This window comes from Methylophaga sp. UBA2513, assembly GCF_002341285.1.
In the GTDB taxonomy this organism is placed as follows: domain Bacteria; phylum Pseudomonadota; class Gammaproteobacteria; order Nitrosococcales; family Methylophagaceae; genus Methylophaga; species Methylophaga marina.
This window is the reverse complement of the sequence record NZ_DDNT01000014.1, coordinates 88,403-102,935: the sequence shown is the minus strand read 5'-3', so window position 1 is coordinate 102,935 and position 14,533 is coordinate 88,403. Positions and strand designations below refer to the sequence as shown.

Annotated in this window: 14 protein-coding genes; 4 read left to right on the top strand and 10 right to left on the bottom strand. The window is 43.6% G+C overall.

Going from position 1 to position 14,533, the window contains the following annotated elements:
- Window positions 1-5: 5 nt before the first annotated feature.
- From nuoN to fusA, 3 genes are all read left to right on the top strand, one after another.
- Window positions 6-1,439, top strand: coding sequence for an NADH-quinone oxidoreductase subunit NuoN (gene nuoN / locus B3V56_RS08275; protein WP_289282797.1), 1,434 nt, complete (start codon window positions 6-8; stop codon window positions 1,437-1,439).
- A gap of 8 nt (window positions 1,440-1,447) precedes the next feature.
- Complete coding sequence (locus B3V56_RS08270; RefSeq protein ID WP_289282796.1) at window positions 1,448-1,750, top strand: DUF2818 family protein; 303 nt, start codon at window positions 1,448-1,450, stop codon at window positions 1,748-1,750.
- Between the two features lie 194 nt (window positions 1,751-1,944).
- Window positions 1,945-4,035 carry an elongation factor G gene (fusA, locus tag B3V56_RS08265; RefSeq protein ID WP_289282795.1) on the top strand — a complete coding sequence of 697 codons (2,091 nt, stop codon included), beginning with the start codon at window positions 1,945-1,947 and terminating at the stop codon, window positions 4,033-4,035.
- Window positions 4,036-4,096: 61 nt separating this feature from the next.
- On the opposite strand, the gene B3V56_RS08260 is transcribed toward fusA, so the two are convergent.
- The 9 genes from B3V56_RS08260 to rluD form a co-directional block, all read right to left on the bottom strand.
- Window positions 4,097-5,470: a PFL family protein gene (locus B3V56_RS08260; protein ID WP_289282794.1), complete on the bottom strand. Its 1,374-nt coding sequence runs from the start codon at window positions 5,468-5,470 to the stop codon at window positions 4,097-4,099.
- A 38-nt stretch (window positions 5,471-5,508) separates the two neighbouring features.
- Window positions 5,509-6,075: a glycine cleavage system protein R gene (locus tag B3V56_RS08255; protein ID WP_286304055.1), complete on the bottom strand. Its 567-nt coding sequence runs from the start codon at window positions 6,073-6,075 to the stop codon at window positions 5,509-5,511.
- Between the two features lie 149 nt (window positions 6,076-6,224).
- Entirely contained in the window at window positions 6,225-6,383 is a 159-nt protein-coding gene (locus B3V56_RS08250) for a YqaE/Pmp3 family membrane protein (protein WP_289282793.1), read from the bottom strand.
- Window positions 6,384-6,411: 28 nt separating this feature from the next.
- The gene (locus B3V56_RS08245; protein ID WP_289282792.1) at window positions 6,412-6,873 is read right to left on the bottom strand and encodes a DUF4112 domain-containing protein; all 462 of its coding nucleotides are present in this window, start codon (window positions 6,871-6,873) and stop codon (window positions 6,412-6,414) included.
- Window positions 6,870-7,775: a diacylglycerol/lipid kinase family protein gene (locus B3V56_RS08240; RefSeq protein WP_289282791.1), complete on the bottom strand. Its 906-nt coding sequence runs from the start codon at window positions 7,773-7,775 to the stop codon at window positions 6,870-6,872. The genes B3V56_RS08245 and B3V56_RS08240 overlap by 4 nt, the downstream gene beginning before the upstream one ends.
- Window positions 7,765-8,559 carry a metallophosphoesterase family protein gene (locus tag B3V56_RS08235; RefSeq protein WP_289282790.1) on the bottom strand — a complete coding sequence of 265 codons (795 nt, stop codon included), beginning with the start codon at window positions 8,557-8,559 and terminating at the stop codon, window positions 7,765-7,767. The genes B3V56_RS08240 and B3V56_RS08235 overlap by 11 nt, the downstream gene beginning before the upstream one ends.
- Before the next feature lie 25 nt (window positions 8,560-8,584).
- Window positions 8,585-10,699 carry a glucans biosynthesis glucosyltransferase MdoH gene (mdoH, locus tag B3V56_RS08230; RefSeq protein ID WP_289284160.1) on the bottom strand — a complete coding sequence of 705 codons (2,115 nt, stop codon included), beginning with the start codon at window positions 10,697-10,699 and terminating at the stop codon, window positions 8,585-8,587.
- Window positions 10,699-12,252: a glucan biosynthesis protein G gene (locus B3V56_RS08225; protein WP_289284204.1), complete on the bottom strand. Its 1,554-nt coding sequence runs from the start codon at window positions 12,250-12,252 to the stop codon at window positions 10,699-10,701. The genes mdoH and B3V56_RS08225 overlap by 1 nt, the downstream gene beginning before the upstream one ends.
- Window positions 12,253-12,375: 123 nt before the next feature.
- On the bottom strand, window positions 12,376-13,344 hold the full coding sequence (gene rluD, locus B3V56_RS08220; RefSeq protein ID WP_289282787.1) for a 23S rRNA pseudouridine(1911/1915/1917) synthase RluD: 969 nt from the start codon (window positions 13,342-13,344) through the stop codon (window positions 12,376-12,378).
- Between the two features lie 72 nt (window positions 13,345-13,416).
- On the opposite strand from rluD, the gene B3V56_RS08215 reads away from it, so the two are divergent.
- Window positions 13,417-13,713: a c-type cytochrome gene (locus B3V56_RS08215; protein WP_286304064.1), complete on the top strand. Its 297-nt coding sequence runs from the start codon at window positions 13,417-13,419 to the stop codon at window positions 13,711-13,713.
- On the opposite strand, the gene mutM is transcribed toward B3V56_RS08215, so the two are convergent.
- Window positions 13,714-14,532 (bottom strand): bifunctional DNA-formamidopyrimidine glycosylase/DNA-(apurinic or apyrimidinic site) lyase, encoded by an 819-nt coding sequence (mutM, locus tag B3V56_RS08210; protein ID WP_289282786.1) that lies wholly within the window; start codon window positions 14,530-14,532, stop codon window positions 13,714-13,716.
- Between the last annotated feature and the right edge of the window lies 1 nt (window position 14,533).

Below are 14,533 nucleotides of genomic sequence, written 5' to 3'. Positions count from 1 at the left end.
GGATAATGAACTATCAAGTGCCAAATATGTTGTTTGCATTGCCGGAAATGGTCATGCTGGCAATGGCCTGTGTTGTCTTGTTGTTTGTGGCTTTTACCGGTAATAAAAAAATTAACTGGACTTATGGTCTCAGCCAACTCAGTTTATTCCTTGTCCTGCTGACAGTCCTGCTGTCATGGGGAGAGTCAGGCACAACTTTTTCTGAGACCTATGTTAAAGATGGTCTCAGCGATATATTAAAAGTTGCTATCTGTCTGATTAATATGTGCGTTTTATTATATTCCGTTGAATATTTACGGGTACGCCAATTACTCCAGGGTGAGTTTTACGTTCTCGCTTTATTTGCCACTTTGGGTATGTTGATTTTGGTGTCAGCGAATCATTTTCTGACCTTATATCTAGGACTAGAGTTACTCTCTCTCTGTCTCTACGCGATGGTCGCCATGCATCGGGACTCTGTGATGGCAACTGAGGCTGCAATGAAATATTTCATTTTGGGTGCGATCGCTTCAGGGATGCTTTTGTATGGCATGTCAATTATTTATGGCATCACGGGTAGCTTGATGTTGCAGGAGGTGGCAACAGCCATCTATGCTTCATCTAGTAGTGATACGATTCTGAGTTTTGCACTTGTTTTCGTAATTATTGGCATTGGCTTCAAATTTGGTGCTGTACCATTTCATATGTGGCTACCGGACGTCTATCATGGGGCGCCTACCGCCATGACACTTTTCATTGCTGCCGCCCCTAAAGTGGCCGCCTTTGCTTTGTTGATTCGATTATTAGTGGATGGACTGATAGACTTACAAACCTATTGGCAACCGATGCTGATGTTGATGGCTGTTTTATCAATGATAATCGGTAACCTTGTCGCTATCGCACAAATCAATATTAAGCGTATGCTGGCTTATTCAACGATATCTCATGTCGGTTTTTTATTGATGGGTGTGTTGTCTGGGACTGAAGCTGGGTATGCGGCATCACTTTTTTATACGTTAATTTATGCATTGATGACCTTAGCGACTTTTGGTGTGGTTTTACTGATGAGTCGTTATGGGTTTGAGGCAGATAATATTGATGACTATAAAGGGCTGAGTTCTCAGCATCCATGGTTAGCCCTGTTAATGATGATTTTGATGTTTTCAATGGCGGGTATCCCACCATTGGCTGGCTTTTACGCCAAATTAGGTGTGATAAAAGCCGTCGTTGATGCTGATATGCTGGCCGTAGCTTTAGTTGCCGTGATGATGTCAGTCATTGGTGCTTTTTATTATTTACGGGTAATCAAAGTGATGTATTTCGATAAAACAGATGAGGTGCATGCATTTAGTTACTCTGGTTCAGCGGCATTTGTGTTGAGTGTCAACACACTATTGGTGCTGGCATTGGGGATATTCCCTGGCGTGTTAATGTCGATTTGTTCGACGGTTTTTTCTTGAGGAATAAGATGTCTATCTGGCTTATGTTAGGGCTGTTTCTTGTGTTGGCTAACTTACCATGGATTGGTGATCGTGTGTTTTTTGTTTATGCACTGGAACGTAAATCGAACTGGGTAAGACTGTTTGAGTTAATGGTGTATTTTTTCATCAGTCTAGGTATCGGTATCGCGTTTGAAATTCGCTTCTCTGGTGATGTGTATACACAAGGCTGGGAATTTTTTGTGACAGTCTTGAGTTTATTTCTGGTGTTGTCAGTGCCAGGGGTTATATATCGTTACCAATGGTTGCCTATGCAATATAAATTCAAATAGCACTTGAAACCCCGCAAATGCTCTAACATCATGCTGACATTAACAGCGCGTAAATTTATCGAATGGCGACATATAGCACTTTGTCGCTTTTTTACTTATAAATGTGTGCATCTATAAACATTCTAGTTTAGAATTGGCGGGTTTAACTCCGTGTAAATGCACGAATTGTTCATTCAAATAATAGAGACAGGATTATGGCTTCTGATTTATCCAAGTACAGAAATATAGGTATCTTCGCACACGTTGACGCAGGTAAAACCACGACAACCGAACGTATCCTGAAACTGACCGGTAAAATTCACAAATCGGGTGAAACACACGAAGGAGAATCAACCATGGACTTCATGGACCAAGAAGCCGAACGTGGTATTACCATCCAGTCTGCTGCGACGACTTGTTTTTGGAATGGTCATCGCCTGAACGTTATCGATACTCCAGGACACGTTGACTTCACTATCGAAGTATATCGTTCACTGAAAGTACTTGACGGTGGTATCGGTGTTTTCTGTGGTAGTGGTGGTGTTGAGCCTCAATCAGAAACTAACTGGCGTTATGCCAACGAATCAGAAGTATCACGTCTGATTTACGTCAACAAACTTGACCGTATGGGTGCGGATTTCTACCGTGTTGTTAAGCAAGTTGAAGACGTGCTTGCAGCTACACCGCTAGTTATGGTTCTGCCAATCGGTATCGAAGACGAGTTCAAGGGTGTGGTTGATCTGCTGACACGTAAAGCATGGTACTGGCCTGACGAAAAAGATCCTGAAAACTATAGCATTGAAGAGCCACCTGCAGAGATGGCTGATCAGATCGAAGAATGGCGTGAAAAACTCGTTGAGACGGCTGTAGAGCAAGACGACGACTTAATGGAAAAATATCTAGAAGGTGAAGAACCTTCAGTTGATGACCTGAAAAAATGTATTCGTAAAGGTACATTAGAATTAGCCTTCTTCCCTACATATTGCGGTAGTTCATTCAAAAACAAAGGTCTTCAGTTAATTCTGGACGCGGTTGTTGATTATCTTCCTGATCCAACACAAGTTGATCCTCAACCAGAAGTGGATTTAGAAGGTAATGAAACAGGTGAGGTGGCCACTGTTGATATCAAGGGTCCATTACGTGCATTAGCATTCAAAATTATGGATGACCGTTTTGGTGCGTTAACCTTTGTTCGTGTTTATTCAGGTGAACTGCGTAAAGGCGACACTGTCTTGAATACTTTCACAGGGAAAACTGAACGTGTTGGTCGTATGGTGGAAATGCATGCCGATGATCGTAACGAATTAGATTATGCCCATGCGGGTGATATCATTGCTATTGTTGGTATGAAAGATGTTCAAACTGGACACACATTATGTGATCCTAAAAATCCAGCAACACTTGAACCAATGGTTTTCCCTGATCCTGTTATCTCTATTGCTATCGCGCCTAAAGATAAAGGTGCAGCAGAGAAATTAGGTATTGCTCTGGGTAAAATGATTAAAGAAGATCCCTCTTTCCGCGTTGAAACAGACCAAGATAGTGGCGAAACTATCATGAAAGGTATGGGTGAGCTGCACTTAGATATCAAAGTAGATATCCTGAAGCGTACTCACAACGTTGATGTTGTTGTTGGTGAACCTCAAGTTGCGTACCGTGAAACAATCACACAACGTGTTGAAGATAGCTATACGCACAAAAAACAATCTGGTGGTTCTGGTCAGTTCGGTCGTATCGACTACATCATCGAGCCAGGTGAACCAGGTAGTGGTTTCACATTTGAATCAACGGTTACTGGTGGTACTGTTCCTCGTGAATTCTGGCCCGCTGTTGAAGGTGGCTTCAAGAAAATGATGGATAAAGGCGTGTTAGCTGGCTTCCCATTACTTGACGTTAAAGTGAATTTATTTGATGGTGCATTCCACGCAGTTGACTCATCTGCTATCGCATTTGAGTTAGCGGCAATGGGTGGTTATCGTCAATCTATTCCTAAAGCAGGTCCTCAGTTACTTGAGCCAATCATGAAAGTTGACGTGTTCACACCTGAAGATAACGTGGGTGATGTTATTGGTGACTTAAACCGTCGTCGTGGCATGATCAAGTCACAAGACGCTGGTGCAACTGGTGTACGTATTAAAGCAGATGTACCACTGAGTGAAATGTTCGGCTACATTGGTTCACTACGTACTATGACTTCAGGTCGTGGTCAGTTCTCAATGGAATTCCTGCAATATAGCCCATGCCCACGTAACGTGTCGGATGAAGTTATTAAGGAAGTGAAAGAGCGTGAAGCTGATAAGAAATAAGCGATTATTTCTATAGAAATAAAAAGGGCTGATATATCAGCCCTTTTTTTATGTCTCAAGTTTAGTTAACTAAACTTTGTATTGGTGAGGGAATTCGTCCACCCAGACGAACAAAATGATTTTCATGGCTACCCATGTTCACAGCCATGACTGGACCTTCACCCAATAAACCACCATAAACAACATGATCACCTGCTTTTTTACCGGGAGCTGGAATCAAGCGTGCAGCAGTGGTTTTTTTGTTAATCACACCAATCGCCATTTCATCGGCAATAATGGCTGAGATCATTTCTGCAGAGGTATCTCCGGGAATGGCCACCATATCTAAGCCAACAGAACAGACGGCGGTCATAGCTTCCAGTTTTTCCAATGACAAGGTGCCATTTACTGCTGAATCAGCGATAGTTAAATCTTCACAAACTGGAATAAAGGCACCGCTCAATCCACCGACATGAGAGCTGGCAAATGCGCCACCTTTTTTAACCGCATCATTGAGCATAGATAAAAAGGCGGTACTGCCTGGCGCTCCAATTGCTGGAAGCCCAATAGCTTCAAAAATTTCACCGACACTATCATTTTTATTGGGAGTAGGGGCGAGTGAAAGATCAACGATACCAAATGGTAATGCCAATAATTGAGCAACTTCACGACCAACTAACTCGCCAGCACGTGTGAGGCGAGCTGCGGTTTGTTTGATAACATCTGCTGCACGGCTCAGGTCCATACCATCTTCTTCTTCAAGGGCACGTTCCAGGGCCGCTTTGACAACACCAGGACCGCTGACGCCGACACTAACCACTGCATCGGCTTCTCCCACACCGAGATAAGCGCCAGCCATAAATGGTACGTCTTGCGGGATATTAGCAAAAACGACGAGTTTAGCCGCTGCTAAGCCATCATCTTTGGCTGTCATTTCTGCTGCTTGTTTGATGATGACACCCATATCTTTGATGGCATCCATATTAATACCAGCACGTGTACTCGCCACATTAACAGATGAGCAGACGCGTTGACTTTCAGTCAAAGCTTGCGGGATGGCATTAATGAGTGCTCTGTCACCATGGGTCATGCCTTTTTCCACCAGTGCAGTGAAGCCACCAATAAAGTCGATACCTAATTCTGCGGCAGCTTTATCTAGCGTGAGTGCGATTTCCACCATTTGATCAGAATTAAATGGGGCAGCGACAACGCCAATAGGGCTAATCGATATACGTTTATTAGCTACTTCAATGCCGTAGCGTCTTTCAATGCGATTGCAGGTGCTAACAAGATTGCCTGCAATGCGGGTAATTTTGTCGTAGATTTTGCGTTTAAAGGTATTAATGTCATCACTGACACAATCAGCCAGACTGATCCCTACGGTCACAGTACGTAAATCCAGGTTCTCTTCACGTACCATTTGCAAGGTAGAAATAATATCTTTGGGATTAATCATTTTATGTCCTGATATGAACGAGTCGGAATATAGCGTAGTTAGTTAAGTATATTGCTGACAGAATCAAAAATTTTACGATGTTGTACACTGACCTCGAGATCGAGACGTTGGGAGATATCTGCCAGTGCATCGCGTAAATCATTCATGATGGTGGCTTTAGGCACATCAATTTCAAAGACCATTAAATTGTCCATTGGGTTTTTACCCCCTTTGAAAATGGCTTGCATATTGGTGATATTGACACCGTGTTTAAAAAGCTGCCCAGCCACTTCAGCGACAATACCTTGTCGATCAGGGCCTATCACCGTGACGATATAGGGTTGTACTTCAGGTTTATTTTGATACCAATCTGAAGCTTGTTCATTCCAAGGATGAACACGGATAAATAACCCCATCTGTTTGCAGTTCGCTTCTAACGCGGATTGAAGATCATCGCAATTTTCATCGTGTGGCACATCGACCAGCAGTAGGGCACCAAAAACTGAGTTTAAGAGTGTTTGACTTAAGTTTTCTATATTGCCGTTACGCTGATTTATCACATCTGCAATCACAGACATAATGCCAGGTTGATCACTACCCAGAACAGAAATTAATACTTTATTCATTTTTCACCTTAGAGATGTCGCTAAGAGCTAGCACTTTATATGATCGCAATATTGTCTGGTATAGACAAACACAAAAATGCCGGGAGAAGTCCCGGCATTATCGTAACATCTAATGTGGCTGTATTGATTAGAACAGCTTGATCAGAGTACTAACGTTTGGCAATAATCCAGACTGCGTGAACAATACCCGGGATATACCCCAGAAAAGTTAAAAGGATATTGAGCCAAAAAGCACCACCCAAACCAACTTGTAGAAATACACCAAGTGGTGGTAACAGAATGGCAATCAGAATTCGAATTAAGTCCATAATAACTCCCTTTTAATCATCGTTGTTTTTAGTAGGATTGAAATAATGCCGTCCAGATTAAGCTGATAATCCAGACAGCAAAGCTTATCGCTAAGCCAATTATGGTGATTAGAATCACAATAAAAGCGATATTTTCCAGCAACGTTTTGCGATACACCTGCTGGGGTTGTTGCTCATACTCACGGAGAAGAGCGACATTCTTCTGGTTGGCTTTCCAGATAAAATCAAACACATCACCAATGACCGGTATGGCGCCGATGGTGGTATCAATAAGCATATTAATCACCATTTTGATGAGGATGGTTCTTGGTACACCCAGTTGATGGGCCTGATAGATAATGACACTGGATAATAAGCCACCAATAAAATCACCTAATCCGGGTATCAATCCAAAAAAACCATCCGCACCAATTTTAAAGCCACCAGGTAAGGTGATGGACTCATCAAGAAACCAGCTTAACTTATGTATAAAACGTGTTTTCTTACTCATAGGGCCTCATCTGAAGCAGGTATGACAACATTCAAACTATCACGTTGAAAACGGTATTGCAGTGGTGGTTTCAGTTTTATTAACTCACCATCCACTGCTACAGTAAGCCATTTCTTGCGTGAGAGCACTGTGACGTTAAACTCGTCGAGAATGGTGGTTTCTATCATTTTTGCTTTTGATAATGGATCCACACCCATTAACATCGCACTAAACGCCAGCTTAATGGCCGACCAGCTATTATTGCAGCGTACAACAATCAGGTGAAGACCGTCACGTCCCCCTGTTTTTATTTGTCCCATAGCGGGTATTTGTAGATCACGCTCACCCACCCCGACAAATAGAAGCGGCGTTTTAATTTTCTGCTGATTAAGAATGATATTGGCATGTCTGAAGTGATATAACCTTCTGATACCAGCCAAAAGGCTGGCCAACAAATATTGCATTTTTCGTTCAAGGTATTCACGTGTGCGAACGAAGGTGACATACGCACCTACCGAGCTTGTATTCAAAAATAAATAGTCATTCACATAAGCAACATGGGTACTGAAAGCTTGACCTTGTATCGAGAGCTCCAATGCTGCGTGAATGTCCGTCGGGATCAATAAACGTTTAGCAAAATGATTGAGTGTACCGCCGGGAATGATGGCAAGTTCTGTTTGACTGCCAATCGTTAAACCTGCGGCCAGTGCCAGAGTGCCATCACCACCGGACACGATAATCCATTTTTGCTTGTTTGCAATAGCCTGTTTAATCGCCGTTTCTATTTCAGATGCTGAGAGCGTATGAAGTGAAATGGCTGAATGATGCGCGAGCATCTTGATGACTTCCGCTGCTGTACCGGTATGTTTATTGACAAACGTCAGTATTTTTTCAGGCTGGCTGGTGTTGTTATCATTGTTCATGCCAGCCGCCATTATCACGATAAAAAGTTTGTGTTGCTGATAATTGAAACTCATCCTGATGCCAGTGATGGCGGGCAATGGTTAATGTGGATTTATCACCGCTAATAATATTAAAACTATTGGTATGCTTGGGTAAGAGTCTGTCCGAAGTAGTTGTGCCAGCATGCGACACAATGATGCCATCCACCACACGACAATAATCAACATGCACATGTCCACTCAGTATCAAATCCAACCCTGTATCTTTGAATGATGCCAATGCTTTGTCACGTCCACCAATTAAATGTCTGGCTTCATACTCAGATGGCAGCCAGAAAGGATGGTGAGCAACCAGTAATTGAAGTTGATGTTCAGGTGCCTCCATCACTTGCTTTGTTATATGCTTGATTTGTGACGAACTGATTCTTCCGCGGGACCAGTCCATATAGAAGCCTGCTTTTCTGGCAGTATTAATGCCAATCAGCTGATAGTTGTCATTCGTATACTGAGCCTCAAGCTCCCTCTGAACCCATTTATGCCATTTCCGCCAAGGCCAAAAGAAGCGTTCGATAATTCGGAAAGTACTAAGATCATGATTGCCGGGGATGATGAAATAAGGCGTGTTAATGTCGTTAAGGAAGTCAGCCGCCTGTTGGTATTCTTTTTCTGTCGCTCGCTGTGTGAGATCACCACTAATGATAATCATGTCAGGCTTTATAGACTCAATTTTCTGTTTTAAGCCTACTAAGACATCAGTGAGAATGCGTCCAAAATGTAAGTCGGATATATGAACAAACGTGGTCATAGAGAGTTAATTTTCAGCCTGATTTTTAATCATGATGTCTGACCAGACCATGGGTTTTCAGTTGTTTCACAGCAACCTCTTGCGACAGCAATGCAATCATCTCCACAGGCTCCAGTGATTTTTCCAGCTGAGGCAAAGATGAAGCATGACGAATTTTCCACTCAGCAGTGACAGTCGGCGCATGGAACTCATCTGGTTTAGGCGCATCGATAAGTGGTAATTGGGCCAGATGCCATTTACACAGTTCGGCATGTTGATCCAAACACATAAGCGGAGAATCAACAGGATCTTGTTGAGGCGTCTTTTTAATTTGCTCGATAAGGCTTTTCAGAATAGTACTTGGCCGCTTTTCTTCTGGTGCCCGCAGCAGACCTAGAATCGTAAGAGGTCTGGCACGTTTTGCGCCACCACTTAACCATGAAAGTGGGATAGATAACATTAGTCCACCGGATATGGGTAACAACCAGTAGAACATTTCAATACTTAAGCTATAAGAAATGCCGGCCAGAATAAAACCGAATAGGGTATGACTGCGATGGGCACGGGTCACTTGTCCCAGGCTTAAAGCACCATCATCACGTGATTGCGGGTTCCAGCCGCTATCTTTTCCCATAAGGATATGACAGACAACACCAAACTGAGCGACCATCAAAATAGGCGCATAAAGGGCTGACATAATGGTTTCAAACAGGACGCTAAAAGTGAGTAAAATCGGGCCTCCAAATTGTTTGCAACGGCGCCAGTTTACAAGAGCTGCAAACCAGCCAAACAATTTTGGTGCAAGCACAATTGCCATCGAGACGACAAACAAGTCCAGCGCCCGTTCAGCATCGAATACTGGCCAGAGAGGGAAGAGGGAGGGGTTTGCAAAATATTCGGGACGAACAAACTGTGCCTGCACAGCAATGGCTAAACCGACCATAATAAGTGAAAGCCAAAGCACCGCGCTCAGATAAGACATCATGCCAGAGAAAATATGCAGTCTAGTGGGAAAGGCTAAATCATGTGCGAGAAGTATTCGTCCATGTTGTAAATTTCCCTGACACCAGCGTCTATCGCGTACGATCACGTCAGTTAGTGAAGGAGGCGCTTCTTCATAAGAATCCTGAATATCAGTATCAAATCTTACCCCCCAGCCAGCACGACGTAATAATGCTGCTTCTATAAAATCGTGACTGAGGATATGTCCACCAAAAGGTGCTTTGCCTGGCAATATCGGTAGTGAACATGATTCAGCAAAAGCCCGGGTACGAATAATGGCATTGTGTCCCCAGAAGTTAGATGAGAGGCCATGCCAGGCAGCCAGACCTTCGGCATAAATGGGGCCAAAACAGTGATTAGCAAACTGTTGTAGCTTGCCATATAGACTACTGGCGCTGATGAGGGTGGGTAAGGTCTGAATTAAACCAACCCCAGGTGCTGCTGCCAATCTGCGCGATAGGGTCAGCATGCTTTGTGCGCTCATCAAACTGTCAGCATCCAGCACGATCATGGCTTCATAAGCACCGCCCCAATTGCTGACCCAATGTGCGATATTGCCTGCTTTACGTTCCTGATTATTGGCACGACGACGATAATAAACAGGGCAGTCTTCATTTTGTGTTTCGAAGAGTTCAATAAAGGCTTTTTCTTCAGCAAGCCAGGCATTGGCCTGATTGGTATCACTTAAGATAAAAAAAGCATACTTGCCTGGCGCTTGTTTTAATAAGTCTTCACGCATGGCTTTAATGGCCGCTACGATTCGACCGGGTTCTTCTTTATAGACGGGGAATAATATCGCGGTTTTAAAATTAGGTTCTGTCTCAGCTTTTTTAATGATTCTGGGTTTGAGGTTAATCAAAAAGCCTAACAAGGCTTGTGAAAAAGCAAAAGATATCCAGATAAAATTTAAACTGAATAAACATAAAAATACCCACTGTAATGAGGTAATGCTGTTGGTACTGAGGACACCATGCATCTCTCTAATCCCATAGACCGAAAGGCCAACTGTCACCAGCAAAATAAACAAGCGTGACAAGACGGTGCTAAAGGATGTGAAAAAGGGGATGGAATGTTGGCGTAACGCCTGACCAGGCTCGTTAACACGATGCCTTGGCATATCTAGTGGTGCGCGTTCCGGTAAAACTTTGTGTGCTTTCATTACTCGCCTGCAAATAGACTAGGTTTAATCCAACGGTAAAGCCATGTTTCACTGATAGGTGTGTCTTTATTCATCAACTGCAAACGTAACTCTGCCACATCAGCATCTTCAGGTTGGAATCGAAGAAATACGCGAGCACCATCAATGCTTGGATTTGCAATCAATTTAGTTGCAATGATTTTGCCGTGATTACTGGAGGCATTCATACTGATGGTATTCAATTGATTCACATCAATACGACTAAAATCGATGATCATTTCTCTGCTGCCATCTTCAAATAGTTTTCCTTTAGCACTACGGACAATCTTTGTTTTTGATGGCATTGGGTTAATATCATTTAGCCAGATCAAGCGATAGTTATAGCTGAAGGTCTGACCTTTCTTTAATCCACCTTCCGGTCGCCAATAAGCGACGATATTGTCATTGGTATCAGCATTTGACGGTATCTCAAACAATTGAACCTGGCCCTTACCCCAGTCTTCAATAGGTTCTACCCATAAAGAAGGACGAAGCTCGTAGTGAGCCTCTAAGTCTTGATAGTTCACAAATTGTCTATCACGTTGGATAAGCCCAAATCCCTTGGTATGCTCATCCATGAATCCGCTTATTTGTAGTGAATTGGGATTATTCAAAGGCCGCCATAGATGTTCACCATTGCCTGTTTTTATGGCCAGAGCCTGTGAATTATGTACCTGTGGTCGATAGTCAGTGGATTTTGCAGGCACCATACTGCCATGCAAAAACATAGACGTTAACGGGGCGAGACCGATGTGAGGAATATCGACGCGTGGAAATAGGGTGACTTTAACATCCATTCGAGTTGGGTCATTAGGATAAATACCGAATCGATATGCTCCGGTCACACTTTTACTATCGAGAAGGGCATGGACAACAATGGCTGTTTGGTCTTTTCCCGGACGTTCTATCCAGAAATGAGTGAACGTGGGATGTTCTTCACCTTTTGGTTCGGCCACATCAATAGCCAACCCTCTGGCCGAAATACCGTATAACTGACCTTTGGATACCGCCCGAAAATAGCTGGCTCCTTGAAAAATGATGAATTCATTCTTTTCCTGCCCCTTACTAAGAGGATAGTGAAGCCGGAATCCAGCATATTTACCTACTTGAGCAAGCGCGTTGGCAATCTCAGGATTAGGGACCTTGAATGATGACTCGGTAACATTAATAGGAACACTTTTTCCACTTTCGACAATATCGATATCGACCAGGTTTTTATACAAGAAACCTGGAGCAAAAAGCTGGATGGAGAATGGGGTTGGACTGTTACCCCAGATAGCTGATTGTTGCTGAAACCGGATTTTTTGGTAAGTTTCAGCATCCAGTCGTGTGAGTGATATTGGCGCTTGTGTGGGGATTTTGAATGGTTTCTGAGCACGTTTTTTAGCTAAATCCAATACGGTCTGGTGACTGAAGGTCACCTCTTTTTTATCTTGTGGAGAAGCAATGACGCTTAAGCTCAGTAGTAACAGAAAAGGCATGCTTCCAGCTTTGAGCCAAGCCGATAAAAATGAACATCGATGATTAACAGTCATCACGCTGTATCTTCTCCTTGATTAGATAATCTGAAATACTTTTGGCGCATTAACTGATAAATGTAATGTACGCATGACGGATCTTTATTGTCCATGCCACAGCGTTCAATGCAATGTCACAGGTTAAAGTGAGTCAGTTATTTCTGCATCTGCTGCCAGCGCATCGACTAACTGTTGCATATCCTCAGGCAAATCGATTTGCCATGAGACTTCTTCGCCTGTTGTGGGATGCACAAAACCCAGCAAACCGGCATGTAAGGCTTGACGGCGGAAGTTATGAATAACCTCACGACACGTCTCGGTCATGCCTTTGGCTTGTTTTAAACGGCCGCCATAGACTGGGTCACCTAACAAAGGATGCCTGATGTGCGCCATATGCACGCGAATCTGATGCGTCCGTCCGGTTTCAAGCTTACATTTGATCAGAGTATGAGCCCGATAACGCTGCTCGACACGATAATGTGTGACGGAGGGTTTACCTGTCGAGCTTACGGCCATTCTTTTCCTATCAACGTTATGTCGACCGATAGCCTCATCAACAGTTCCACCCGCGGTCAAAACACCGCACGCTACAGCAAGGTATTCACGTTTAACTGTGCGTGCCTGCAGTTGCGATACCAGTGAGTTATGGGCTGTTAAGGTCTTGGCTATCATCAACAGACCCGTGGTGGCTTTATCGATACGATGAACAATCCCCGCACGTGGGATATTGGCTAATTGGGGAGCATGGGCTAATAAGGCATTGACGAGCGTGCCTTGGTGATTGCCTGCACCGGGATGAACGACCATGCCGGCAGGTTTGTTAATAATGATGACATCGTCATCTTCATAGATAATGTCGAGCGCGATGGACTCTGCCTTCCAGCTTTCATCCTGTACTTGTAGCTCAGTGCCTATGGTGACTTTTTCTCCGCCCTGAATGCTTTCTTTAGGTTTGAGAAGTTGCCCGTTAACGAGGACATCACCCGCTTTCAGCCATTTTGTCAGTTGACCACGAGAATATTCGGGAAACATTTTGGCTAAAGCCTGATCGATACGCATACCCATCAAGTTTTCCGGAATAATATCTTCTAGTTGAATTTTTTCTGACATATAGACTTAGCTGGTGATTAAACCAGTATTATAACGTAGGCTTATAGCTGACGTTGGAATATGGAGCTAAAAATGCGTTTTTCTCATTTTGTCATCGCTGGGGTGGTATTGCTTTTATCTCTGGTGGTTCACGCCGAGCCACGCAATGTCGCATTACTCGCCTCAGCGTGTGCAGCGTGTCATGGTACAAATGGTCATAGTCAGGGTGGAACGCCTAGCCTTGCCGGCCTTAATAAACATTACTTTATTCAACAAATGCTGGCATTTAAAAATGGTCAGCGTGATGGTACCGTTATGATGCAGCATGCAGCGGGCTATTCTGAGGAAGAAATACGCGCTTTGGCTCACTATTTTTCTAATCAAAAATGATCAACATGGCTGGCACTGACTACAGAAATAAGTGGCTCTTTGCGTCTGCTTAATAAGACTGATTGGGGTTTGGCAGCGTAAACAGGCTAAGCCTTCTCGTCCATATACATGAAGTTCTTGCGCAAAATAGCCTGGGTTTCCATCACTTTTTCTGAAATCGCGTAGGGTTGTTCCCCCGGCGAGTAGGGCTTTTTCCAAAACCTGCTTAATGGCCTCGACTAATCGAGATAGATTCTTTTTACTGACTTTTCCGGCAGGCGTACTTGGATGAATACCAGCCATAAACAGGGCTTCATTGGCGTATATATTACCTACACCTACTACGACTTCACCATTCATAATAAATGTTTTAATTGGGCTGGTCCGACCCTTAGCGCGTTGATGTAAGTAGTTGACATCAAACTGTTCTGATAGTGGCTCCGGACCTAGATGACTGATAAGCGCATGTTGCTCATAAGGCTCGTTCGTCCAGAGTATGGCGCCAAAACGGCGAGTGTCAGTAAATCTCAATACATAACCGTTATCAAAAAAGATATCGACATGATCATGTTTATTGATGTGGTCATCATTATCGAGTACGCGTAAACGTCCTGACATGCCCAAATGGATAATCAATGTGCCGTTGTCACAATGTAACAACAAGTACTTTGCCCGGCGCTCTATACTGTTTACCCGTTGATCTTTAACGATGGATTCCAATCCTTCTGGAATCGGCCAGCGTAATCCTCGGTGACGTACCACCATTTTTGTGATGGATTGATTCTCAATAAAGGGTTGAATACCACGTCGCGTGGTTTCTACTTCTGGCAGTTCAGGCATG